The 458-nt window shown below is 62.4% G+C and carries 1 protein-coding gene; it reads right to left on the reverse strand.

The window, feature by feature from the left end; genetic code table 11:
- Nucleotides 1-458, reverse strand: a 458-nt coding sequence (locus AACY08_RS29555; protein ID WP_339472627.1) for an AIR synthase related protein, incomplete at both ends; no start/stop codon positions are given.

Below are 458 nucleotides of genomic sequence, written 5' to 3' on the forward strand. Positions count from 1 at the left end.
CGACGCCATCGTTGCACCGTGGATGCCGTCGCGACCGGTCTTGGAGCCGACATAGACGATCGAATTTCCGATGCCCGACGCCGCCGAATAGAAGATCTTGTCGGTCTCCGCGACGCCGACCGTCATCGCGTTGACGAGGATGTTGCCGTCATAGGAGGAGTGAAAGTTCACTTCGCCGCCAACCGTCGGCACGCCAACGCAATTGCCGTAGCCGCCAATGCCATGCACAACGCCCGAAATGAGGTGGCGCATCTTGGGATGATCGGGCCGACCGAAGCGCAGCGCGTTGAGGTTGGCGACGGGCCGCGCGCCCATCGTAAAGACGTCGCGCAAAATGCCACCAACGCCGGTCGCTGCGCCCTGATAAGGCTCGATATAGGACGGGTGGTTGTGGCTCTCCATCTTGAAGATCGCCGCCTGGCCATCGCCAATGTCGACCACGCCGGCATTCTCGCCGG

The sequence above is a fragment of the Pseudomonas sp. EL_65y_Pfl1_R83 genome, assembly GCF_963970695.1.
Taxonomy (GTDB): Bacteria; Pseudomonadota; Gammaproteobacteria; order Pseudomonadales; family Pseudomonadaceae; genus Aquipseudomonas; species Aquipseudomonas tritici.